The organism is Pseudomonas sp. FFPRI_1, from assembly GCF_055384485.1.
On the sequence record NZ_AP029168.1, the window covers coordinates 1794166 to 1817303 of the forward strand.

The 23138-nt window shown below is 63.7% G+C and carries 20 protein-coding genes; 11 read left to right on the forward strand and 9 right to left on the reverse strand.

Going from position 1 to position 23138, the window contains the following annotated elements; translation table 11 throughout:
• Positions 1-74 precede the first annotated feature (74 nt).
• Genes ACZ5BO_RS08130 through pcaC form a run of 4 tightly spaced genes read left to right on the forward strand, consistent with a single transcriptional unit; the run spans position 75 to position 3998 of the window.
• The gene (locus ACZ5BO_RS08130) at positions 75-1370 is read left to right on the forward strand and encodes an MFS family transporter (RefSeq protein WP_025127796.1); all 1296 of its coding nucleotides are present in this window, start codon (positions 75-77) and stop codon (positions 1368-1370) included.
• A 48-nt stretch (positions 1371-1418) separates the two neighbouring features.
• Entirely contained in the window at positions 1419-2783 is a 1365-nt protein-coding gene (locus tag ACZ5BO_RS08135; RefSeq protein WP_464699146.1) for a 3-carboxy-cis,cis-muconate cycloisomerase, read from the forward strand.
• An 11-nt stretch (positions 2784-2794) separates the two neighbouring features.
• On the forward strand, positions 2795-3583 hold the full coding sequence (gene pcaD, locus ACZ5BO_RS08140; protein ID WP_025127798.1) for a 3-oxoadipate enol-lactonase: 789 nt from the start codon (positions 2795-2797) through the stop codon (positions 3581-3583).
• A gap of 22 nt (positions 3584-3605) precedes the next feature.
• Positions 3606-3998, forward strand: a complete 393-nt coding sequence (gene pcaC, locus ACZ5BO_RS08145; RefSeq protein WP_025127799.1) for a 4-carboxymuconolactone decarboxylase — start codon at positions 3606-3608, stop codon at positions 3996-3998.
• A 416-nt stretch (positions 3999-4414) separates the two neighbouring features.
• On the opposite strand, the gene ACZ5BO_RS08150 is transcribed toward pcaC, so the two are convergent.
• The 4 genes from ACZ5BO_RS08150 to emhA all read right to left on the reverse strand — a co-directional run bounded on the left by ACZ5BO_RS08150 (position 4415) and on the right by emhA (position 11745).
• A complete protein-coding gene (locus ACZ5BO_RS08150; protein WP_464699149.1) occupies positions 4415-5677 on the reverse strand; it encodes an OprD family porin in 1263 nt (420 codons plus the stop codon).
• A 303-nt stretch (positions 5678-5980) separates the two neighbouring features.
• The gene (locus tag ACZ5BO_RS08155) at positions 5981-7441 is read right to left on the reverse strand and encodes an AdeC/AdeK/OprM family multidrug efflux complex outer membrane factor (RefSeq protein WP_025127802.1); all 1461 of its coding nucleotides are present in this window, start codon (positions 7439-7441) and stop codon (positions 5981-5983) included.
• Positions 7438-10584: an efflux RND transporter permease subunit EmhB gene (emhB, locus tag ACZ5BO_RS08160; protein ID WP_025127803.1), complete on the reverse strand. Its 3147-nt coding sequence runs from the start codon at positions 10582-10584 to the stop codon at positions 7438-7440. Before emhB ends, ACZ5BO_RS08155 begins: the two co-directional genes overlap by 4 nt.
• 3 nt (positions 10585-10587) lie before the next feature.
• Positions 10588-11745: an efflux RND transporter periplasmic adaptor subunit EmhA gene (gene emhA / locus ACZ5BO_RS08165; RefSeq protein ID WP_025127804.1), complete on the reverse strand. Its 1158-nt coding sequence runs from the start codon at positions 11743-11745 to the stop codon at positions 10588-10590.
• A gap of 265 nt (positions 11746-12010) precedes the next feature.
• Between emhA and emhR the strand changes: the two genes are divergently transcribed.
• On the forward strand, positions 12011-12643 hold the full coding sequence (gene emhR / locus ACZ5BO_RS08170; RefSeq protein WP_025127805.1) for an efflux system transcriptional repressor EmhR: 633 nt from the start codon (positions 12011-12013) through the stop codon (positions 12641-12643).
• A gap of 162 nt (positions 12644-12805) precedes the next feature.
• Positions 12806-13690: a DMT family transporter gene (locus ACZ5BO_RS08175; RefSeq protein ID WP_025127806.1), complete on the forward strand. Its 885-nt coding sequence runs from the start codon at positions 12806-12808 to the stop codon at positions 13688-13690.
• A 152-nt stretch (positions 13691-13842) separates the two neighbouring features.
• On the opposite strand, the gene ACZ5BO_RS08180 is transcribed toward ACZ5BO_RS08175, so the two are convergent.
• Genes ACZ5BO_RS08180 through ACZ5BO_RS08190 form a run of 3 tightly spaced genes read right to left on the reverse strand, consistent with a single transcriptional unit; the run spans position 13843 to position 16411 of the window.
• The gene (locus ACZ5BO_RS08180) at positions 13843-14892 is read right to left on the reverse strand and encodes an alkene reductase (RefSeq protein WP_025127807.1); all 1050 of its coding nucleotides are present in this window, start codon (positions 14890-14892) and stop codon (positions 13843-13845) included.
• Positions 14893-14923: 31 nt separating this feature from the next.
• Complete coding sequence (locus tag ACZ5BO_RS08185) at positions 14924-16090, reverse strand: MFS transporter (RefSeq protein ID WP_464699153.1); 1167 nt, start codon at positions 16088-16090, stop codon at positions 14924-14926.
• 18 nt (positions 16091-16108) lie between these two features.
• Complete coding sequence (locus ACZ5BO_RS08190; protein WP_025127809.1) at positions 16109-16411, reverse strand: ArsR/SmtB family transcription factor; 303 nt, start codon at positions 16409-16411, stop codon at positions 16109-16111.
• A 153-nt stretch (positions 16412-16564) separates the two neighbouring features.
• Between ACZ5BO_RS08190 and ACZ5BO_RS08195 the strand changes: the two genes are divergently transcribed.
• A complete protein-coding gene (locus ACZ5BO_RS08195; protein WP_464699155.1) occupies positions 16565-17155 on the forward strand; it encodes an acyl carrier protein phosphodiesterase in 591 nt (196 codons plus the stop codon).
• Between the two features lie 87 nt (positions 17156-17242).
• On the opposite strand, the gene ACZ5BO_RS08200 is transcribed toward ACZ5BO_RS08195, so the two are convergent.
• Entirely contained in the window at positions 17243-18037 is a 795-nt protein-coding gene (locus ACZ5BO_RS08200) for a lysophospholipid acyltransferase family protein (protein ID WP_025127811.1), read from the reverse strand.
• On the reverse strand, positions 18037-18792 hold the full coding sequence (gene olsB / locus ACZ5BO_RS08205; protein ID WP_464699157.1) for an L-ornithine N(alpha)-acyltransferase: 756 nt from the start codon (positions 18790-18792) through the stop codon (positions 18037-18039). The genes ACZ5BO_RS08200 and olsB overlap by 1 nt, the downstream gene beginning before the upstream one ends.
• 140 nt (positions 18793-18932) lie before the next feature.
• Here olsB and ACZ5BO_RS08210 point away from each other — a divergent pair, with 140 nt between their 5' ends.
• The 4 genes from ACZ5BO_RS08210 to ACZ5BO_RS08225 all read left to right on the forward strand — a co-directional run bounded on the left by ACZ5BO_RS08210 (position 18933) and on the right by ACZ5BO_RS08225 (position 23061).
• Positions 18933-19832, forward strand: coding sequence for an acyl-CoA dehydrogenase (locus ACZ5BO_RS08210; RefSeq protein WP_464699159.1), 900 nt, complete (start codon positions 18933-18935; stop codon positions 19830-19832).
• 458 nt (positions 19833-20290) lie between these two features.
• Positions 20291-21388 (forward strand): serine hydrolase domain-containing protein, encoded by a 1098-nt coding sequence (locus ACZ5BO_RS08215; protein ID WP_464699161.1) that lies wholly within the window; start codon positions 20291-20293, stop codon positions 21386-21388.
• Complete coding sequence (locus tag ACZ5BO_RS08220; protein WP_025127815.1) at positions 21385-21714, forward strand: hypothetical protein; 330 nt, start codon at positions 21385-21387, stop codon at positions 21712-21714. Before ACZ5BO_RS08215 ends, ACZ5BO_RS08220 begins: the two co-directional genes overlap by 4 nt.
• Positions 21715-21885: 171 nt before the next feature.
• Complete coding sequence (locus ACZ5BO_RS08225) at positions 21886-23061, forward strand: M20 aminoacylase family protein (protein ID WP_464699164.1); 1176 nt, start codon at positions 21886-21888, stop codon at positions 23059-23061.
• The last annotated feature ends 77 nt before the right edge of the window (positions 23062-23138 follow it).

The window sequence follows — 23138 nt, forward strand, 5'->3', positions numbered from 1 at the left end:
CGACGGCGGCGGCAGGGAACGGGAATGTTGCCAAGTGTGTCTAGACTCACACTGTCCCCCACGAGTGAAAAACCATGACAACCACAACAAGTCACTACACCGGAGAGGAGCGCAGCAAAAGGATCTTTGCCATAGTCGGTGCCTCCTCCGGCAACCTGGTGGAATGGTTCGACTTCTACGTCTATGCCTTTTGCGCCATCTACTTCGCTCCGGCCTTCTTCCCCTCCGACGATCCCACGGTGCAGTTGCTCAACACCGCCGGGGTGTTCGCCGCGGGGTTCCTGATGCGCCCCATCGGTGGCTGGCTGTTCGGCCGGGTCGCCGACCGCCACGGGCGCAAGAACTCGATGATGATCTCGGTGCTGATGATGTGTGCCGGCTCCCTGGTCATTGCCTTTTTGCCGACCTACGCCAGCATCGGTGCCTGGGCGCCGTTCCTGCTGTTGGTGGCGCGGCTGTTCCAGGGCCTGTCGGTGGGCGGGGAGTACGGCACCACCGCGACCTACATGAGTGAAGTGGCGCTCAAGGGCCAGCGTGGTTTTTTTGCCTCCTTCCAGTACGTGACCCTGATCGGTGGGCAACTGCTGGCAGTGTCGGTGGTGGTGATCCTCCAGCAGTTCCTCGATGAGGGAGAACTCAAGGCCTGGGGCTGGCGCATTCCGTTCGTGATCGGCGCCATCGCGGCGGTGATCTCGCTGCTGCTGCGGCGCTCGCTGAAGGAGACCACCAGCAAGGAAATGCGCGAGGACAAGGACGCCGGCAGTATCGCCGCGCTGTTCAAGAATCACTCGGCAGCCTTTATCACGGTGCTGGGCTACACCGCCGGCGGCTCGCTGATTTTCTACACCTTCACCACCTACATGCAGAAGTACCTGGTGAACACCGCAGGCATGCACGCCAAGACTGCCAGCTACATCATGACCGGCGCCTTGTTCCTCTACATGTGCATGCAACCGCTGTTCGGCATGCTTGCCGACCGTATCGGCCGGCGCAATTCCATGCTCTGGTTCGGCGCTCTGGGGACCCTGTTCACCGTACCGATCCTGATGACCCTGAAGACCGTCACCAGTCCGTTCCTGGCCTTCGTGCTGATCACCCTGGCCCTGGCCATCGTCAGTTTCTACACCTCCATCAGCGGCCTGGTGAAGGCCGAGATGTTCCCGCCGCAAGTGCGCGCGCTGGGGGTGGGCTTGGCTTATGCGGTGGCCAATGCGATCTTCGGTGGTTCCGCAGAGTGGGTGGCCCTGAACTTCAAGAACATGGGCATGGAAAACACCTTCTACTGGTACGTCACGGCGATGATGGCGATTGCCTTCCTGTTCAGCCTGCGCCTGCCGAAACAGGCGGCGTACCTGCACCACGACCTTTGACCCATGCACCTGCGCCCGCCCCGGGCGCTGGTGCAGCAAGGACTGTTTATGACCCTACCTGCGAGCAATCAATTGTTCGATGCCTACTTCACTGCCCGGGAAATGCGCAGCGTGTTCTGCGACCAGGGGCGGGTCCAGGCGATGCTCGACTTCGAGGCCGCCCTGGCCCGGGCCGAGGCGCGGACCGGGTTGATTCCCAGCACAGCGGTTGCCCCCATCGAGGCGGCCTGCCGCGCCGAACTCTATGACTTCCAGGCCCTGGGCGAAGCGATTGCCACGGCCGGCAATTCGGCGATTCCCCTGGTCAAGGCCCTGGGCAAGCAGATCGCCCGGAGCGCTGGCGAAGCCGAGCGCTATGTACACCTGGGAGCTACCAGCCAGGACGTGATGGACAGCGGCCTGGTGCTGCAACTGCGCCGCGCCGTGCATTTGCTGGAGCAGGACCTGAACCGTCTGGGCGGCACACTTGCGGCCCAGGCCCAGCGCTATGCCGACACGCCTCTGGCCGGTCGTACCTGGCTGCAGCATGCCACGCCGGTGACCCTGGGCATGAAGATCGCCGGCTGGCTGGGGGCGGTGACCCGCAGCCGCGAACGGCTGCAGCAACTCAAGCCGCGCCTGCTGGTGCTGCAGTTCGGCGGTGCCTCCGGGACCCTGGCGGCCTTGGGCGAACAGGCGCTGCCGGTGGCCCGGGCCTTGGCGGATGAATTGCAGTTGCGCCTGCCGGAACAACCCTGGCACACCCAGCGCGACCGCCTGGTGGAATTCGCTTCGGTACTGGGCTTGCTGGCCGGCAGCCTGGGCAAGCTGGGGCGGGATATCAGCCTGTTGATGCAGACCGAAGCGGCGGAAGTCTTCGAGCCCTCGGCACCGGGCAAGGGCGGTTCGTCCACCATGCCCCACAAGCGCAATCCGGTGGGCGCGGCAGTGCTGATCAGCGCCGCGACCCGGGTGCCCGGCCTGCTGGCCACGATGTTCAGCGCCATGCCCCAGGAGCACGAGCGCAGCCTCGGCCTGTGGCATGCCGAATGGGAAACCCTGCCGGAGATCTGCTGCCTGGTGTCCGGCGCTCTGCAACAAGCTCTGCTGGTGGTCGAGGGCCTGGAAGTCGACAGCGCGCGCATGGCCCGCAACCTCGACCTGACCCAGGGCCTGGTGCTGGCCGAGGCGGTGAGCATCGCCCTGGCCCAGCGCCTGGGCCGGGAAACCGCCCATCATCTGTTGGAGCAATGCTGTAAACGCGCGGTGGCCGAGCAACGCCACCTGCGGGCGGTACTGGGGGACGATGCCCAGGTCTGCGCCGAACTCTCGGCGGCGGAACTGGATCGTCTATTGGACCCGGCGCACTACCTGGGCCAGGCGCAGGCCTGGGTCGAGCGCGCCGTGGCTGAACATTTTGCCTTGAAGGCCTGAAGGAGACTGCTGTGGGATTCGTGAAACTCGCCGAGGGCGATCTGCACTATCAACTCGAAGGGCCAGAAGGCGCGCCGGTGCTGGTGCTGTCCAACTCCCTGGGCACCGACCTGCACATGTGGGACAAGCAGATGGCGGCATTCACCCGGCATTTCCGGGTGCTGCGCATGGACACCCGTGGCCATGGTCTTTCGCTGGTGACCGAAGGGCCCTACAGCATCCAGCAACTGGGCCAGGATGTGCTGGCGCTGCTGGACGCCCTGGATATCCAGCGTGCGCATTTCTGCGGCCTGTCCATGGGCGGCCTGATCGGCCAGTGGCTGGGGATCAATGCCGGCGAGCGCCTGCACAAGCTGGTGGTGTGCAACACCGCGGCGAAGATTGGCGAGCCCTCGGTCTGGAACCCGCGGATCGAGACCGTGCTGCGTGATGGCCAGGCGGCCATGGTAGCGCTGCGGGATGCCTCCATCGCCCGCTGGTTCACCCCGGACTTCGCCGAAGCCCATCCGGACCAGGCCAAGCTGATCACCGACATGCTTGCGGCGACCTCGCCCCAAGGCTATGCGGCCAACTGCGCCGCCGTGCGGGACGCGGATTTCCGTGAGCAATTGGCGGCGATCAAGGTGCCGACCCTGGTGATTGCCGGCAGCGAAGACGCAGTGACGCCCCCCGCTGGCGGGCATTTTATCCAGCAGCACGTGAGCGGCGCCGAATACGCCGAGTTCTATGCTGCGCACCTGTCCAACGTCCAGGCCGGCGACGCGTTCAGCGACCGGGTCGTGGAATTCCTGCTGGCCTGAGTACCGATTCTAGGAGCCCCTTGTGGACGAGAAACAACGTTATGACGAAGGCATGCAGGTCCGCCGCGCGGTACTGGGCGATGCCCATGTCGATCGCAGCCTGAATGCCCTGACCGAGTTCAACTCGGAGTTCCAGGAAATGATCACCCGCCATGCCTGGGGTGATATCTGGACCCGTCCGGGCCTGCCACGGCACACCCGCAGCCTGATCACCATCGCCATGCTGATCGGCATGAACCGCAACGAAGAGCTCAAGCTGCACCTGCGGGCCGCGGCCAACAACGGCGTGAGCCGCGGCGAGATCAAGGAAGTGATCATGCAGAGCGCGATCTACTGCGGCATCCCGGCGGCCAATGCGACCTTCCACCTGGCCGAATCGGTGTGGGACGAACTGGGCACCGAGTCGCGCTTGTAGGAGCCGGCTTGCCGGCGAAGGCGGCCGCCAGCTGGATCGCGTCGCCCCGGTTCGCGAGCAAGCTCGCTCCTACAAAAGCGGGTCGGGCGCATTTCGCGGTTGTAGGAGCCGGCTTGCCGGCGAAGGGGCCCGCCAGTTGGATCGCGTCGCCCCGGTTCGCGAGCAAGCTCGCTCCTACAAAAGCGGGTCGGGTACATTTCGCGGTTGTAGGAGCCGGCTTGCCGGCGAAGGGGCCCGCCAGTTAGATCGCGTCGCCCGGGTTCGCGAGCAAGCTCGCTCCTACAAAAGCGGGGCGGCTGCATTTCGCGGTTGTAGGAGCCGGCTTGCCGGCGAAGGGGGCCGCCAGTTGGACCGCGTCGTCCAGGTTCGCGAGCAAGCTCGCTCCTACGACGACGGGGCCCGTCAGTGGGAGGAGGTCACAGCAGGTTGAGGGGATAGCTGACGATCAGGCGGTTTTCGTCGAATTCGTTGTTGCTGAAGTCCCGGCGCATCGTCGAGTTGCGCCATTTCAGGTTGAGGTTCTTCAGTGTGCCGCTCTGCACGGTGTACGCCAATTCGCTTTCCCGGCCCCATTCCTTGCCGTCGCTGACGGTGGCGGTGTGGACGTTGCTGCCGCTGATGTAGCGGTTCATCAGGGTCAGGCCCGGTACTCCCAAGGCGACAAAGTTGTAGTCGTGGCGCAACTGCCAGGATTTTTCCTGGGCGTTGTCGTAGCTGGCGTTGAAGCTGTCGTTGGCCAGGGTGCCGCCGCTGGTGCCGTTGACCCGCATCCAGGCGCTGTCGCCCGTGAGCTTCTGCAGGCCGACATAGAAGGTGTGACCGCCGTACTTGGCCGAGAGCAGCCCGGACCAGGTGCGGTTTTCCAGGTCGCCGGCCCGGGCGCTGCCATCTTCCTTGCCGTAGAAGAAGCCCAGGTTGGCGCCCAGGGTCCAGTCGCCCAGGGGCTGGCTGTGGATCAGGTTGACGAACTGCTGGCTGTAGATGTCCTTGAGTTCGGCGTTCCACAGGCCGATCTGGGTGCGCTTGTCGTTGAAGCTGTATTCCGCGCCCTGGAAGTTGAAGCGATCGGAGGTGAAGGCCGCTTTGCCGAACATGCTCATGTCGCTCATGCTGCTGTCGTCGCGCGGGCTGTTGGCGCGGAACTGGCCGCCGTAGAGCGTCAGGCCGGCGATTTCCCTGGAGGTGATCTGGCCCCCGCGAAAGGTTTGCGGCAGCGAGCGGCCGTCATCCGAGCGCAGGATCGGCAGCACCGGCATCCATTCCCCGACCTTGACCTCGGTTTGCGACAGCCGGGCCTTGAAGGCCACGCCCAGGCGCCCGAAGTTGTCCGCCGGGCGGCCATCGTGGTCCAGGGGCAGCAACTGGCTGCCGCCGGTGCCCTTGCCACCGTCGAGCTTCAGCGAGTACAGGCCCAATACGTCCATGCCGAAACCCACGGTGCCCTGGGTGAAGCCGGACCGGGCGTCGAGGATGAAGCTCTGGGTCCATTCTTCTGCCTTGTCCTGGGCTTTGGTCGGGTTGGTGAAATTGCGGTTGATGTAGAAGTTGCGCAGGTTGAGGTTGGCCTGGGCGTCTTCGAAAAAGCCCGACTCCTCGGCCATTGCCGGTAGGGCGACGGCACTCACCGACAAGGCCAGAAGGCTGGGCAGAAGGAGCTGAGGCGCGGTGATTGGCTTCATGTGTCGGTCTCTCTAATTGTTAGGGGTGCAGCCAGCCATTGCCGCCGGAACGATCAGGCGGACAGGTTTCAGGAAAACGAGGGGCGTAGCGGTGAAGGATCAGCCGGAGCGGGCAGGGCGTGGAGGCATGGCATCGAACCTATTGTTATGGGTATGTCCGGGTGCCGGGAATGGTGCGTCGTGGGTCGGGGGCAATCAATTGGACAAAGCGCTTTCTGGGCGATCATCGAACACAAATGTTCGAGGCAGTCCATATAAAAAAACCCACCGTCAGGTGGGTTTTTCATACAGCCGGGTGGTGCTTCAGAACAGGTGCAGCGCAGGTGCCTTTTCAGACTGCGGTTCGTTCTTCGCGGTCTGTTCGCTCCAGCCGCCGCCGAGCGCCTTGTACAGATTGACGTCGCTGGTGAGCTGCGACAGGCGATCGGTGATCAGCGCCTGCTGGGCACTGAACAGCGAGCGCTGGGCGTCGAGGAAGGTCAGGTTGCTGTCGACCCCGATGCGATAGCGCCGCTCGGCCAGACGGTAGTAGTCCTGGTTGGCGTTGACGAAGTCACGCTGGGCCTGCAACTGCTGGTTGTAGGTCTGGCGTGCCGCCAAGCCATCGGAGACTTCCTGGAAGGCGGTCTGGATGGACTTCTCGTACTGCGCGACGCTGATGTCTTTCTGGATCTTCGAGTAGTCCAGGCTGGCGCGCAGGCTGCCGGCGTTGAAGATCGGCAGGTTGATCTGCGGCTGGAACAGCCAGGTGCCCGATCCACCCTTGAACAGGCCCGACAGGTCGGGACTCAAGGTCCCGGCATTGGCGGTCAGGCTGATGCTCGGGAAGAACGCCGCGCGCGCCGCGCCGATGTTGGCATTCGCCGCTTTGAGCTTGTACTCGGCTTCGAGGATGTCCGGACGCCGTTGCAGCAGCTCCGACGGCAGGCCTGCTGGCAGGTCGCTCAGCAGGTCGGCCGCCAGGGGCTGGGCGGTCGGCAGGTTGGCCGGGATCGCCGTGCCCAGTAGCAGGGTCAGGCTGTTCTCGTCCTGGGCCACCTGGCGGGTGTAGCGCGCCAGTTGCACCCGGGCGTTTTCCACCGAGGTCCGCGATTGGCTCAAGTCCAGGGCCGAAGCCACGCCGACTTCGTTGCTGCGCGAGGTCAGCCGGTAGCTTTCCTCGTAGGCACCGAGGGTGTCCTGGGTCAGTTTCAGCAGTTCCTTGTCGGCCTGCCAGGTCATGTAGGCGTTGGCCACGCTGGCCACCAGGCTGATCTGGGTGCTGCGACGGGCTTCTTCGCTGGAGAAGTAGGTCTGCAAGGCCTGCTCGCTCAAGCTGCGCACGCGACCGAACAGGTCCAGCTCATAGGCGCTGACGCCCACGGTGGCCGAGTACTGGCTGGTGATCCCGGCTTCGCCGGTCTGCGACATGCGTGCCGGAGTACGCTGGCGGCTGCCGCTGCCATTGGCCGATACCGCCGGGAACAGGTCCGCCCGCTGGATCTGGTACTGCGCCGCATAGGCGTCGATGTTCAGCGCCGCGACCTTGAGGTCGCGGTTGTTTTCCAGGGCGGTCTGGATCAGCTGCTGCAGTGCCGGGTCATGGAAGAACTGCCGCCAGCCCTGTTCGGCGGCCGCCACGTTGGCGGCCTCCTTTGGCGAGTAGGCAGGGCCTTGGGGGAATTGCGCCGCCACCGGCGCTTCCGGGCGCTGATAATCCGGTATCAGCGAGCAACCACTTAGCGCGATGGCGGTGATTGCCAGGGAGAGTAGCGACTTGCTCATTGGCCAGCCTCATTAGAAGTAGCAGTAGTTTCTGATTGGTCCGCTTTCCTGCGGCCCATGGAAGACACGGTGACGAAAAACAGCGGTACCCAGAAGATCGCCAGGATGGTTGCGGTGAGCATACCGCCGATCACCCCGGTACCGATCGCATGCTGGCTGCCCGAACCGGCGCCGCTGGAGACGGCCAGTGGCACGACCCCGAGGACGAAGGCCAGGGAAGTCATGATGATCGGCCGCAGACGCATGCGGCAGGCTTCCACCGCAGCGTCCACCAGGCTGCGGCCCTGCTCGTGCAGTTCCTTGGCGAACTCGACGATCAGGATGGCGTTTTTCGCCGCCAGGCCGATGGTCACCAACAGCCCCACCTGGAAGTACACGTCGTTGGACAGGCCGCGCAGGCTGGTGGCCATCAGTGCACCGATGATCCCCAGCGGAACCACCAGCATCACCGCGATCGGAATCGACCAGCTTTCATACAGCGCCGCCAGACACAGGAACACCATCAACAGGGACAAGGCGTACAGCGCAGGTGCCTGGGAGCCCGACAGACGTTCCTCGTAGGACAGGCCGGTCCAGGAGATACCGACACCCGCCGGCAGCTTCGCGGCAAGCGCTTCGACTTCGGCCATGGCCTCACCGGTACTGTAGCCAGGGGCCGGGGCACCGAGGACTTCCATGGCTTCCACGCCGTTGTAACGGGCCAGCTTCGGTGAACCGTAGATCCACTCGCCCTTGGCGAAGGAGGAGAACGGCACCATGGTCCCGGCACTGTTGCGCACGTACCACTTCTTCAGGTCTTCCGGGCTCATCCGCGAGTTGTTCTGACCCTGGATGTAGACCTTCTTCACCCGGCCACGGTCGATGAAGTCGTTGACGTAGCTACTGCCCAAGGCAATCGACAGAGTGTTGTTGATGTCGGTCAGGGTCACGCCCAGGGCGCTGGCCTTCTCGTCATCGATTTCCAGCTGGTACTGCGGTTCATCGTTCAGGCCGTTGGGGCGGACCTGAGACAGCACCTTGCTCTGGGCCGCCATGCCGAGGAACTGGTTGCGCGCAGCCATCAGTTTCTCGTGGCCGATACCGGCACGGTCCTGGAGGAACACGTCGAAACCGGTGGCGTTACCCAACTCCAGTACGGCCGGAGGGGCGAAGGCGAACACCATCGCATCACGGAAGCTGAAGAAGTGTTGCTGGGCACGGGCCGCCAGGTTGAACACGCTGTTTTCCGCGGAACGCTCGCCCCAAGGCTTGAGCATGATGAAGGCCATACCCGAGCTCTGGCCGCGACCGGCGAAGTTGAAGCCGTTCACGGTGAACACCGAAGCCACGGTGTCCTTTTCCTTGTCCAGCAGGTAGGCGCGCATCTCGTCTACCACCACCTGGGTGCGTTCGGCACTGGAGCCGGCTGGAGTCTGTACCTGGGCGAACAGTACACCCTGGTCTTCTTCCGGCAGGAAGGCCGTCGGGATGCGGGTGAACAGCCAGATCATGCCGATGACGATCAGCACATAGGCCAGCAGGTACGGAACCTTGTGGCGCAGCATGTTGCCGACGCCGCGCTCGTAGCTCTTCACGCTGCGGTCGAAGGTGCGGTTGAACCAGCCGAAGAAGCCGCGCTTCTCGGTGGCGTGCTCGCCTTGTGGTACAGCCTTGAGCATGGTGGCGCACAGGGCCGGGGTGAAGATCAGGGCCACCAGTACCGACAGGGCCATGGCGGAAACCACGGTGATCGAGAACTGCTTGTAGATCACCCCGGTAGAGCCGCTGAAGAACGCCATCGGCAGCAGTACTGCGGACAGCACCAGGGCGATACCCACCAGGGCTCCCTGGATCTGGCCCATGGATTTTTTCGTTGCTTCCTTGGGTGACAATCCTTCCTCGTGCATCACCCGTTCGACGTTCTCCACCACAACGATGGCGTCGTCCACCAGCAAGCCGATGGCCAGCACCATGCCGAACATGGTCAGGGTGTTGATACTGAAGCCGGCTGCCGCGAGGATGCCGAAGGTCCCCAGCAGTACCACCGGCACCGTCATGGTGGTGATCACCGTGGCGCGGAAGTTCTGCAGGAACAGGAACATCACCAGGAACACCAGGACGATCGCTTCGACCAGGGTTTCAACCACACCCTTGATCGATTCGGTCACCACCGGCGTGGTGTCGTACGGGAATACCACCTTCATGCCTTGCGGGAAGAAGGGTTCCAGGTCCTTGATGGTGTTGCGCAGAGCCTTGGCGGTGTCCAGGGCGTTGGCGCCGTTGGCCAGTTTCACTGCCAGACCGGAAGCCGGGCTGCCGTTGAACTGGGCGCTGATGGCGTAGTTCTCACCACCCAGGGCCACGTCAGCGACATCGCCCAGACGCACCTGGGAGCCGTCCTTGTTGACCTTCAGCAAGATTGCCTTGAACTGCTCGGCAGTCTGCAGGCGGGTCTTGCCGATGATGGTGGCGTTGAGCTGCTGGCCGGCCACGGCAGGCAAGCCGCCCAGTTGGCCGGACGACACCTGGACGTTCTGCGCGGCGACCGCGGTCTTCACGTCCACCGGGGTCAGGTTGAAGTTGTTCAGCTTGGCCGGGTCGAGCCAGATCCGCATGGCGTACTGGGCACCGAACACCTGGAAGTCACCCACGCCCGCGGTCCGCGAGATCGGGTCCTGCATGTTCGACACGATGTAGTTCGACAGGTCGTCCTTGGACATGCTGCCGTCCTCGGAAACCACGCCGATCACCAACAGGAAGTTCTTCACCGCCTTGGTCACGCGGATACCCTGTTGCTGCACTTCTTGGGGCAGCAGCGGGGTGGCCAGGTTGAGCTTGTTCTGGACCTGAACCTGCGCGGTGTCCGAGTTGGTGCCTTGCTCGAAGGTCGCGGTGATGGTCATGCTGCCGTCGGAGTTACTTTCCGAGGACACGTAACGCAGGTTGTCGATACCGTTGAGTTGCTGCTCGATCACCTGGACCACGGTGTCCTGCACGGTCTGTGCAGAGGCACCCGGGTAGGTCACGGAGATCGCGATCGCCGGTGGAGCGATGCTCGGGTACTGGTTGATCGGCAATTTGAGGATCGATAGAGCCCCGACCAACATGATCACCAGGGCGATTACCCAGGCGAAGATCGGACGGTCGATAAAAAATTTCGACATGGTTTACTCCCCTTTGCCGCCTGCAGCTTTGTCAGTTGCCTGTGCAGGGGCCGGGTTCTTCGCTGAAACATTGGTGGCTTCGGTAGCCTTGACTTCAACGCCAGGCTTGACGAACTGCAGGCCTTCGGTGATCAGGCGGTCGCCGGCCTTGAGGCCGTCTTCCACCAGCCACTGGGTACCCACGGTACGGCTGGCCTTGAGCTGGCGCAGTTCGACCTTGTTGTCCGGGCCGACTACCAGGGCGGTTGGCGTGCCCTTGAGGTCACGGGTCACGCCTTGCTGCGGAGCCAGGATCGCCGCGCTGTTGACACCGGCTTGCAGCTGGGCGTGCACGAACATGCCCGGCAGCAGGGTGTGCTCAGGGTTCGGGAACACCGCGCGCAGGGTCACCGAGCCGGTGGTTTCATCCACCGAAACTTCGGAGAACTCCAACTTGCCGTCGAGCTTGTACTGGCTGCCGTCTTCCAGGGTCAGCTTGACCTTGGCGGCGTTGTCGCCGACTTTCTGCAGGCGGCCGCTTTCCAGCTCGCGACGCAGTTCCAGCAGTTCTACCGAGGATTGGGTGACGTCGACGTAGATCGGATCCAACTGCTGGATCACCGCCATGGCATCGGCCTGGCCGTTGCTGACCAGGGCACCCTCGGTCACCGAGGAACGGCCGATACGGCCGGTCAGTGGCGACAGCACCTTGGTGTAGCGCAGGTTGATCTGGGCGGTTTGCAGGGAGGCTTCCGACTGCAGGCGATTGGCGACTGCGGTGTCGTATTCCTGACGGCTCACGGCCTGCTCATTGACCAATTGCTTGTAGCGATCGGAAATCGACTTGGTCGATTGCAGGTTGGCCTCGGCACTCTTGAGCGTGGCGGCATAGACCGACGGATCGATCTGATACAGCTGCTGGCCTTCCTTGACGTCTCCACCTTCCTTGAACAGGCGCTTGAGAATGATCCCGTTTACCTGAGGGCGAACTTCGGCGATGCGGAACGCGGTGGTCCGGCCCGGGAGTTCGGAAGTCAAGGTAAAGGCTTGTGGTTGCAGGGTGACGACGCCGACCTGAGGGGCTTGAGGGGCTGGCGCCGCCTCTTCCTTTTTACATCCGCTGAGCAGCGATGCCAGGGCGACGGCAGTGACCAGAGCGGTAACAGCTGGCTTGAATTGCATGTAGATCCTCGGGTCAGGCACGCGTGATGCGCACAAGAAAAGTGGAAGGGTAAAAAGAGTCGGCTGAGTGGATAAGTAGCTTGCTAAGGAATATACTTACGTTCATGGTTGTTTGTAAATACCCTGGCGGCGTACCCATCCGGTTACAGAAGCCCCTGTAGGTGTTGAATTGTAGGCTGGGCAAACGGCACTTGAGATGCCGTTCCATATTTATTCAGAAGGTCTTCACGCATCGCTGAAAGATCCTGATCGAGGTTTTACTGCCATGGTCCGTCGTACCAAAGAGGAAGCTCAAGAAACCCGCAGCCAGATTCTCGAGGCGGCCGAAAAGGCCTTTTACGAGCGGGGTGTGGCGCGTACCACCCTGGCCGACATTGCGGCGCTGGCGGGGGTCACACGGGGTGCTATCTATTGGCACTTCAGTAACAAGGCTGATCTGGTGCAAGCCATGCTCGACAGCTTGCGCGAGCCTTTGGACGAGATGGCCAAGGCCAGTGAAAATGTAGATGAGATGGACCCATTGGGCTGGATGCGCAAACTGCTCATTCATTTGTTCCATCAAGTTGCGCTGGATCCGAAGACCCGGCGCATTAATGAGATTCTGTTTCATAAGTGCGAATTCACCGATGAAATGTGCGACCTGCGTCGTCAGCGTCGCGTGGCCAGCCTGGATTGCAACGTGCATATCGAGTTGGGGCTGCGCAATGCAGTGAATCGTGGGCAGCTACCGGCAAACCTCGACACCGCCCGGGCGGCCATCAGTCTGCATGCCTTTATCGACGGCATGCTCTACCAATGGCTGCTGGCGCCCGATAGCTTCGCTCTGAATACCGAGGCAGAGCGCTGGATCGATATCGGGCTGGACATGCTGCGCCTGAGTCCCAGCCTTCGTCATTAAGACAACATGCGTAATTGAGTCAACTTATGTCAACATTTAAGGCGAACCGGGATCCCTCCGTTGATCGCCTGATTACGACGGGGTGCTTTTATATACGGGCTGGTTCTATCTTGATAGGTAGCGAGCTACGTATTTTGTAGGGAATTTGTGTCGAGTGTGTGAATGAGTGTGAGCCCCTCACCGTTCAATGGCGCCGAGCAACCGATCAAGGGCATCGCCTTGATCTGCCTGGCGGTTCTGCTCTTCGCCAGCCACGACACGCTGTCCAAGTATCTGTCGGCGTTTTATCCGATTGTCATGGTTGTATGGGCCCGGTATGTGGTGCATACCCTGTTGATGCTGGTGGTGTTCGTGCCCCGCAGCGGTTTCTCCGCGGTGGTGCGGACCAAGCGTCCCGGCCTGCAATTGCTCCGCGCCCTGTGCCTGATCGGCACCAGCCTGTTGTTCACCACCGGCCTGCGCTATATCCCCCTGGCAGAAGCCACCGCCGTCAATTTCCTGGCCCCCTTGCTGGTCACGGCCCTGTCCGTGCCGCTCTTGGGCGAGCGGGTCAGTCGCGCGCAGTGGCTGGCGGTGCTGGCGGGGTTTGCCGGGGTGCTGATCGTGGTGCGTCCCGGTGGCGCGTTGTTCACGCCGGCGATCTTGCTGCCACTGGGCTCTGCATTGTGTTTTGGCTTCTATCAGTTGCTCACGCGCAAACTCAGTGGCGTCGACAGCCCGACCACCAGCAACTTCCTCACCGGGATCTTCAACAGCTTGATCATGAGTGCGTTGCTGCCGTTCTTCTGGAGCACGCCGACCCTGGTTCACGGCCTGTTCATGATTGGCCTGGGCACCTGCGGCATGCTGGGCCACATGCTGTTGACCCAGGCTTTTCGCCACGCCGCGCCGGCAATGCTGGCGCCCTTCAGCTATGGGCAGATCCTGTTTGCCGGGATGTACGGCTACCTTATTTTCGACCACACCCCCGACAGCTACGGCCTTGTCGGTATCGCGGTGATCTGCTTCAGTGGGCTGGCGGTGGCGTGGGCCCAGCGCAAGCGCTGATCCGGCTGTTCGCCAGCAATCTGACGTGGGCTGCAGGATTCCAGGCATGGCCGGCGGCATATCGCTGGCGCAGGCAAGAAGACCCCCTCAAAAAAGGCCATAAAAAAGCCCCGGCTCAAGTGAGCCGAGGCGTTTGGCTTGCAGGTGCAGGCTTACAGCGTCGGGTAGTCGATGTAGCCGACCGGGCCCTTGGCGTAGAAGGTTTCCGGATGTGCATCGTTCAGCGCAGCGCCGGCCTTGAGGCGGGCCGGCAGGTCCGGGTTGGCGATGAAGGGCACGCCGAACGCCACCGCGTCGGCCTTGCCGCTGGCCAGCCAGGCATTGGCGCTGTCCTTGGTGAAACGCTCGTTGGCGATGTAGGGGCCGCCGAAGGCCGCTTTCAGTTGTGGGCCCAGGCTGTCGGCGCCTTCCTTTTCCCGGGAGCAGATAAACGCGATGCCGCGCTTGCCCAGTTCACGGGCCACGTAGGTGAAGGTTTCCGCCAGGTTGTCATCGCCCATGTCGTGGGAGTCGGCCCGTGGCGCCAGGTGCACGCCAACCCGGCCGGCGCCCCAGATCTCGATGGCCGCGTCGGTGACTTCCAGCAGCAGGCGGGCACGGTTCTCCAGGGAGCCACCGTACTGGTCGGTGCGCTGGTTGGTGCTGCTCTGCAGGAACTGGTCCAGCAGGTAGCCGTTGGCACCGTGGATTTCCACACCGTCGAAACCGGCGGCCTTGGCGTTTTCCGCACCGACCCGATAGGCATCGACGATATCGGCGATCTCGGCAGTCTCCAGGGCCCGCGGAGTGGGGTAGTCGGCCATTGGGCGCACCAGGCTGACATGGCCCTTGGGCTGGATGGCGCTGGGCGCTACCGGGGTATCACCGTCGAGGTACGACGGGTGGGAGATTCGCCCGACGTGCCACAGTTGCAGGAAGATCTTGCCGCCGGCGCCGTGCACGGCCTTGGTCACGTTGGCCCAGCCACGCACCTGGTCGTTGGACCAGATGCCGGGCGTGTCCGGGTAGCCCACGCCCATGGGCGTTACCGACGTGGCTTCGCTGAGGATCAGGCCGGCTGAGGCGCGTTGCACGTAGTACTCGGCCATCAGTGCGTTGGGCACGCGACCGGCATCGGCGCGGCAGCGGGTCAGCGGGGCCATGATGATGCGGTTGGCCAGTTCGAGGTCGCCAAGTTTGATCGGATCGAAAAGAGTCGTCATGGAATGCAGCCTTCTATAAAGGAGGAACGGATCAGTGGGTCGCAGCAGCCAGTTCGGCATTGCCGCCCTGGCGGAAAGTGATCAGGGTCACCAGCAGGGCGAGGATCGCCAGGGCCGCAGCCGCCAGTGGTACGCTGGTCAGGCCGAAGCCATGGGCAATGACGCTGCCGCCGACCCAGGCGCCGAGGGCGTTGCCGATGTTGAAGGCGCCGATGTTCAGGGTCGAAACCAGGTTCGGCGCGGCCTTGCCGAAGGTCACCACATTGACCTGCAGGGCCGGCACCGCCGCGAAGGAAGCAGTGGCCCAGAGGAACAGGGTGATCTCCGTGGGGATCAGCGCGACGCTGGTCCAGGTCAACACCGTGGAAACCACGGCCATGGCCGCGAACACGCCGATCAGGGTGGCACCCAGGCGCTTGTCCGCCAGCTTGCCGCCGATGATGTTGCCCAGGGTCAGGCCCAGGCCGATCAACAGCAGGGTCCAGGTCACGCCCTTGGGCGAAACCCCGGTGACATCACCGAGCAGCGGTGCAACGTAAGTGAAGAGGGTGAACATCGAGGCGGCGAACAGCGCGGTCATGCTCAGGGACAACCAGATCCCGGCGCCCTTGAGGGCTGCGAGCTCCGAACGCATGTCGAGTTTTTCCTCGTCACGCTTGGCCGGCAGGAAACGCACCAGGCCGATCAGTGCGATCACCCCGATGAGCGTCACTGCCCAGAAGGTCGAACGCCAGCCGGCTTCCTGGCCCAGGGCAGTGCCCAGGGGCACGCCGAGCACATTGGCCAGGGTCAGGCCGGTGAACATCAATGCCACGGCCGAAGCGCGCTTGTTGGCGGGCACCAGGCCCGCGGCGACCACCGATCCGATACCGAAGAAGGCACCGTGGCACAGCGCGGTGATCACCCGTGCGAACATCAGCACGTTGTAGTCACTGGCCAGTGCACACAGCAGGTTGCCGACAATGAAAATTCCCATCAGCGCCACCAGGGCCGCCTTGCGTGGCAGGCGGGCAGTGGCCAGGGCCATGAACGGCGCACCGATGGCGACCCCCAGGGCATAGCCGGTGACCAGCCAGCCGGCGCCGGGAATCGATACCCCGAGGTCCGCCGCCACATCGGGCAGCAGGCCCATGATGACGAACTCGGTGGTGCCGATGGCGAAGGCGCTCAGGGCCAGGATGATGAGTGAAAGGGGCATTGTCGGGTCCTTGTCAGATCAGAGCTGTTGGCTCATTTGCACGAGGAACTGCTGAATGGTTTCCTCGTTGCGTTTGAAAAAATGCCATTGGCCGACTTTGCGGCTGCTGATCAGGCCTGCACGTTGCAGGGTGGCAAGGTGGGCGGAGACGGTCGACTGCGACAAGCCGCAGCGTTGATCGATCTGCCCGGCGCAGACACCGTGCTCATTGCTGTGAGCCTGATCGGGAAATTCGACAGTCGGGTCTTTCAGCCAGTGCAGGATTTCTCTGCGTACCGGATGAGCCAGGGCTTTTATTATTTCGTCGAGGTCGAGGGACATGGCGGTGCTCGGTTTCCGTAAAACGTTGTATCGCGATGAGGCGAAATTTAAATCGTTATTTCGCGATATACCAATATGATTTTGATCTTAACTCATTACTTATCGGAATATCGGGTTATAACGATATGTTGAGCGCGGTGCTAAACTGCGCCGATGAATTATCTCGCACATCTGCACCTTGGCGGCCAGCGCCCGGGTCAATTACTCGGCAGCTTGTATGGCGACTTCGTCAAAGGTCGCCTGCAAGGGCAGTTTGCCCCCGAAGTCGAGGCGGCGATCCAGCTGCACCGGCGCATCGATACCTACACCGACAGCCATCCGCTGGTGAGCGCCGCGTTGTCCCGGTTCTCCCTGACCCGGCGACGTTACGCGGGCATTGTCATCGACGTGTTCTTCGACCACTGCCTGGCCCGGGACTGGGCCCAGTATGCTGATCGTCCCCTGCAGCAATTTACCGCCGACGTGTACCGGGTGCTGGCGGCCGAGCCGCAGCTGCCGGGGCGTCTGGCGCAGATTGCGCCCTATATGGCCGCCGATGACTGGCTGGGTTCCTACCGGGATTTCGAGGTGCTGGAGCAGGTATTGCGCGGCATCGCCCGGCGCCTGTCGCGGCCCGAGGAACTGACCGCCGCGATGATCGAGCTGGAGCGGCTGTATCAACCCTTGAGCGAAGATTTCCGAGCCTTCTACCCGCAACTGCAGAGCTTCGCCGCAGAACGCACCCAACCGAATGACGCCTTGTAGGAGCTGGCTTGCCAGCGAAGGCGTCCTCGTCGGCGATGCCTGTCTCAAGGGCCTCTTCGCCGGCAAGCCGGTTCTTGCGGGAGGTGCTCAGGCGGCGACCAGTTCACCGCTGCGGCGTGGTTCGGCAGGCTGTGCAACATCGCCGAACAGGGCCTTCTGCACGGCTTGCTGGGCCTGGAAGGCCAGCGCCGCACGCTCCTGGCCCTGGCAGGCAATGGGCTTGAGCAGATGGATTTCCACCCGGCCCTGATCGTTGGCAAACAGCCGCATCAGGTGGGAGAGCAGGTCATCGTCGCCAATGAAGGGCGCCAGGGTGTCGACCTGGCCGTCGCGCAAGTAACGGATCGCCACCGGCTGCAGGGCCACTTCGGCATCGATGGCGCTGGCCAGCAGGCGTCCGTGGAAGGTGCGCAGGCTGTGGCCATCGGTGGTGGTGCCTTCGGGGAACAGCAGCAGTGGGTGCTGTTCCTGCAGGTGCCGGGTCATCTGTTTGCGGATCAGCTGGCTGTCGCCGGCGCCGCGACGGATGAACAGGCTACCGGCCTTGGCCGCCAGCCAGCCGGCCACCGGCCAGGTGCGCACTTCAGCCTTGGACAGGAACGACAGCGGGGTGAGCATGCCCAGCAGTGGGATGTCGGTCCAGGACACATGGTTGCTGACCCAGAGCATTGGCTGGCGCGGCAGCTCGCCGTGCACCGTGACCCGGAATGGCAGGGCATTGGCCAGGCGCGCCATGAAGAAGCGCGACCAGCGCTGGCGCCGCACCATCGAGTTGGCGATGCCCAGGCGTTCCAGCAGGCCAAAGATACTGGCCATGCTCAGGCCCAGGGCCACCACCAGCAGTACCCGGGCGATGCGCCCGTAGACCCGCAGCCGGCGCATCAGACCGCCGCCTTGAAGTGCCGGGCGTAGCGCGGGCACAGCTCGTCACGCTTGAGCAGGATGAACACGTCGGCCACCTGGAAGTCCTGGTCCCAGCAGGGTTCGCCGCAGATCTTCGCCCCCAGGCGCATGTAGGCCTTGAGCAGGGGAGGCATCTCGGCGATGACATTGGACGGCAGGTCCAGGTTGGGCAGCGGGTTCTTCGGTTCAGCCCGCAGGTGTTCGGTGCACAGGTAGCGCTCGCGCAGGCGTTGCATGATCGCGTGGGCCTGCACGCCGCCGTCCTGCATGGGGATGCTGGCGCAGCCCATCAGGTAGCTGTAGCCGCCCTGGTTGAGCACTTCCGCCAGTTCGCCCCAGAGCACGGCGATGGTGCCGCCGTTGCGATAGGCCGGGTCGACGCAGGTGCGGCCGATCTCCAGGATCGGGCCCTTGAGGTGCACCAGGCCGTGCAGGCTGAATTCCTCTTCGCTGTAGAAACGCCCCAGGCTGCTGGCAGCCTGGTGGTCCAGCAGGCGAGTGGTGGCCACCAGGCGCCCGGTGTTCAGGTCGCGCACGCCGATGTGGCTGCAGTGAACGTCATAGTCATCCATGTCCAGACCCAGCTCCGCGCCCTTGAGCTTGGCGTTGAACTCGCCGCTGAATACGTTGAAACGCAGGGCTTGAGCTTCCTCCAGGGCCTGGGCGCCGATCAGGCGTTCGGCTTGCAGGCGGCGTTCAGTGCCGGTGTCGCTGATGCGGGCGATCTGAGTCATCGTGAATCTCCGTGCGGGCTACCGACCCGCCTTGGGTTGCAGCCAATCGACTTTGTTGTGCAAAGTCAGGCTATGTAGCCCCGGTGTCATCGCCATGAAGCTTTGGTGATGCTTATATGACAGCCCCTGAGGACCTTCGAATGCCCTGGCAAGCCCTGCTCGACAGCCGTCAACGATTGCCCGCAAACCCCGACCTGGCCGAGGGCTACGGGGCATTGCTGGCGCATCTGGGCAATGTCACGCCCTTCGAACTGGCGGTGCTTGGCGGGCGGCTGATGGCCACCCCGGGGCTGGCGTTCCTGGTGGGCTACCAGGCTGCATTACGCATGTTGTGGCCCAGTGCACCGCCGAGCCTGGGTGCTTTGTGCGCGACTGAAAGTCGCAGCCTGCGCCCGGCAGACATGCAGACTCGCCTGGAGGACCTGCGCCTGAACGGACGCAAGGACTTCGTCACCGCCGGCGATGCCGCCGACTGGTTGCTGGTGGCGGCCCGCAGCGAGGCCCCGGGAGAAAAACCGGCCCTGCGCCTGACCGTGGTCTACGCCGGCGAGCCCGGGGTCAAGGTCCAGACCCTGCCCGCCATCGCCCTGATGCCGGAGATCAGCCACGGCTGTCTGCTGCTCGACAACGCGGCTTGCGAATTGCTGGCCGGCGATGGCTGGGATGCCTATGTCAAACCCTTCCGCAGCCTGGAGGACATCTATGTCCTGAGTGCCATGCTCGCCTGGCTGTATGGCGTGGGGCAGGACAGCGGCTGGCCGCAGCCCCTGCAACTGCAGTTGCTGGGATTGCTTGCGGGCTGCGCCGAAGTCAGTCGGCAAAACCCCTGCTTGAGTAGCGGGCACGTTCTATTGGGCGGCTTGTTCATGCAGTTCCAGGCATTGCGACCTGACATCGACGCCGCGTTCGCCAACGGCCCTGAGCCTTGGCGCAGCCAATGGACCCGGGACCAGGCCCTGCTGGACCTGGCCGCCAGCGCCCGGGAGCAACGCCTTGCCAAAGCCCTAGCCTCGTTTCAGGAACGGCGCCCCCTTGCGTAAGATCCGGCTTGCCGGCGAAGGGGTCTGAAGGTTCTGCACAAGGCTCGATGACCCCTTCGCTGGCAAGCCAGCTCCTACGAGGCGAGATGCCGGGCTGTTGTAGGAGCCGGCTTGCCGGCGAAGAGGCCCGAAGTTTTTGCACAAGGCTCGATGACCCCTTCGCTGGCAAGCCAGCTCCTACGAGGCGGGATGCCAGGCTGTTGTAGGAGCCGGCTTGCCGGCGAAGAGGCCTGAAGGTTTTGCACAAGGCTCGATGACGCCTTCGCTGGCAAGCCAGCTCCTACGAGGCGGGATGCCAGGCTGTTGTAGGAGCCGGCTTGCCGGCGAAGAGGCCTGAAGATTTTGCACAAGGCTTGATGCCCCTTACGCCAGCCAGCGCCAACAAGCGAGGGCCCTTGCAGTGAAACTGTCATCCGCCTCAACTAGGCTCGGCCACTGACGTCATTCGAGGCTCATCCATGGTCAAAGGTCCGATCCTGCTGGCGTTGCTTGCATGTCTCTGCATGCCGGCCCGGGCCGAGGAGTGGCCGGCGCAACAATGGAGTCGGGGTCCGGCCGTCGATAGTCCGGCGCTCAAGGCTCTGGAGGACTACGCCTTCGTGCCCAGGGACGATGAGGCCCGCGAGGGTATTCGCACCGATGCCTTGCTGGTGATCCGTGATGGTCGATTGGTCTATGAACGCTATGCCGGGGCTACCGGCCCACAGACTCCCCACCTGATATGGTCCGCCAGCAAAAGCATGCTGGCGATGCTGCTGGGGGTGGCTTATGGTGAAGGCCGCTTCCAGCTCCAGGACCCGGCGGCGAAGTATTACCCGGCGCTGCAGCAGCATCCGGCTATCACCCTGGAGCACTTGCTGCACTGGGCCTCGGGGCTGGACTGGCAGGAAGACTACGAATACGCGCCGCTCAATTCCTCGGTGGTGGCCATGCTCTACACCCGCGGTCATCGGGACATGGCGGCCTTCACCGCGCAGTGCGCTGCTTCCAGCCCACCAGGCCAGGACTTCCGCTACTCCAGCGGCGACAGCAACCTGCTGGCGGCGAGCCTGCGGGGCATGGTCGGCGCCGAAAAATATCCGGACTATCCCTGGCAGGCCCTGTTCGACCCTTTGGGCATCACCCAGGCGGTGTGGGAGCGGGATGCTGCCGGCACGTTCGTCGCCTCCTCCTACCTTTACCTGACGGCTCGCGACCTGGCGCGGGTCGGTCTGCTGATGCAGCGTGAGGGCCGCTGGCGCGACCGGCAGTTGCTGCCCAAGGCCTGGGTCGAGTTCAGTCGTACGCCGTTCGCCGGCTACCGGGCCAATCAGGATGTGGCGGTAGCGGGGGGGCACTGGTGGCTCAATCGCTCGGTGGACGGTGCGCCCCGCCCCTGGCCCGATGCGCCGGAGGATAGCTACGCGGCCCTCGGGCACTGGGGACAGGCGCTGTATGTGCTGCCCTCGGAGCGCCTGGTGATCGTGCGCTACGGCGACGATCGGGACGGCAGTTACCAGCACAATGAACTGCTCAAGCGAGTCATCGCCACGTTTGCCGTGCCGGGGTCACCATGACGCGCCGCCCCTTCATCCGTCGCCGTCCGCTGCTCAGCCTGCTGCTGGTGGCCCTGGTCCTGCTGCTGGGCTGGGGCTGGCAGCAACGGCTGGCCCTGCAGGCTTTCCCGGACATCCTCGGTGCCTACACCGCCAAGGAATACTGCTCCTGCCGTTACGTCATGCAACAACCTGCCGACTCCTGCCGTGGCTATGTACGCCAGTACCTGCCCATCAGCGATTTTGTCGATGACCCGCAGTCCCGACGCGTCACCGCCAGCGCTCTGGGACGCACCCACAGCGCGCTCTGGCTGGGGCCTCGGGAAGGCTGTCGCCTCGAGCCCTGAGCCCGGTTGCGCGGTCCACGGCATTTTTCTGTTCCATCCAGTGGAACCACATTTGATTGTCCTGTGCTCCGGCTCGCGGTTATCTGAAGTCGAGCTTCGAGCCTGCCTTGGCACCTCGTGCAACGCTCCGACAAAAAGAACGGGACACACCCGGCCCAGAGGAGATACGCCATGACCCGACACCCGCACATCCTTGCCTGGCTCAGTGATGTTGCCAGCGACTTGCGGGCCATCCGCCAGGATATTCATGCCCACCCGGAGCTGGGCTTCGAGGAGAACCGCACGGCGGCGCTGGTAGCCCGCTGCCTTGAAGAGTGGGGGTATGAGGTGCACACCGGCGTCGGCCGGACGGGCGTCGTGGGCGTGCTGCGCAACGGCAGCGGTTCGCGCACCCTGGGCCTGCGGGCAGACATGGACGCCTTGCCGATCATCGAGAACACCGGGGTGCCCTACAGCAGCCGCTACAGCGGTTGCATGCACGCCTGCGGGCATGACGGCCATACCACCATTCTTTTGGGCGCCGCCCGCTACCTGGCCGCCACCCGGCGGTTCGACGGCACCCTGAACCTGATCTTCCAGCCTGCCGAAGAGGGCCAGGGCGGCGCCGAGGCGATGCTCGCCGATGGCCTGCTGGAGCGCTTCCCCTGCGATGCGCTGTTCGGCCTGCACAATATGCCGGGCCTGCCCGCCGGACACCTGGGGTTTCGCCAGGGGCCGATGATGGCCTCCCAGGATTTGCTCAACGTCGTCGTCGAAGGCGTCGGTGGCCACGGCTCCATGCCGCACCTGGCGGTAGACCCGCTGGTGGCCGCAGCGAGCATGGTCATGGCGCTGCAGACGGTAGTGGCGCGCAATATCGATGCTCAGGAGGCCGCGGTGGTCACGGTTGGGGCGCTGCAGGCCGGCGAGGCCGCCAACGTGATTCCCCAGCAGGCGTTGTTGCGCCTGAGCCTGCGGGCCCTCAATGCGCCGGTACGCGAGCTGATGCTGGAGCGGGTCAAGGCAATCATCCGGACTCAGGCCGACAGCTTTGGTTGCACCGTCAGCATCGAGCATCGCCCGGCCTACCCGGTGCTGGTCAACAGCGCGGAAGAAACCGAGTTTGCCCGGCGCATCGGCGTCGAGCTGGTGGGGGCCGACGCGGTCGACGGCAACACGCCGAAACTGATGGGCAGCGAAGACTTCGGCTGGATGCTCCAGCGTTGTCCCGGCAGCTACCTGTTCATCGGCAATGGCGTGGCCCAGCCGATGGTGCACAACCCGGGTTACGACTTCAACGACGACATCCTGCTCACCGGCGCGGCGTATTGGGGTGCCTTGGCGGAAAGCTGGCTCAAACCGTCCTGAGCCTTTCTGTTCCTGTGTTGCGCGCGTGCCGGGCGTGGTCCACGCCCGGCACTTTTCCGAGCCCGCCAGAAGGCTCA